Origin of the sequence: Streptosporangium sp. OZ121 (assembly GCF_051918885.1) — a bacterium.
Classification (GTDB): Bacteria; Actinomycetota; Actinomycetes; order Streptosporangiales; family Streptosporangiaceae; genus Streptosporangium.
Genome location: NZ_JBPXMC010000118.1, coordinates 1 through 521 on the forward strand (window position 1 = coordinate 1; position 521 = coordinate 521).

A 521-nucleotide genomic window follows, 5' to 3' on the forward strand; every position below is an offset into this window, starting at 1 on the left:
GGGTGGGGGTGGTTATCGGAGGACGGGGTAGCGGCGCACCAGGGGGGTGGTGGCCCACCAGGTGCCGATGCCCCAGGTGGTGCCGGCGCCGCCCAGGGCCAGGCCGGCCAGGACGACGGCGTAGACGAGGTGGTCGTCCATGAAGGGGTTGTTCTGCAGGGGCAGCTCGGCCGCCCACATCAAGACCATCATCAGGCCGCCGGCGGCGGCGGCGATGCGCAGGCCCGCCCCCAGGATCAGCGCGGCGCCGACGCCCAGCAGGCCGAGCATGAACAGCCAGTCGACCCACACCTGCCCGGCCAGGGCGCTGAACACCCCGCCCAGGGCGTTCTCACCGGTGCCCTTGAGGAACCCGGTGGTGGGGCTGGCGCCGTTGATCCAGGCCCGCTCGGCCGGGGTGGCGAACCCCCACCCGAAGAGCTTGTCGGCGAACGCCCACAGAAAGACCCAGCCCAGGCTGATCCGAGCGACCGCCCAGACGTAGTCGACCGGCCGCTTGACGACCTGTGCGGGGGCGGCGT

At 72.7% G+C, this 521-nt stretch carries 1 protein-coding gene; it reads right to left on the minus strand.

Going from position 1 to position 521, the window contains the following annotated elements; all coding sequences use genetic code 11:
- Window positions 1-12: 12 nt before the first annotated feature.
- Window positions 13-521, minus strand: a 509-nt coding sequence (locus tag ACTOQ1_RS42975; protein WP_440074401.1) for a hypothetical protein, incomplete at its 5' end; no start/stop codon positions are given.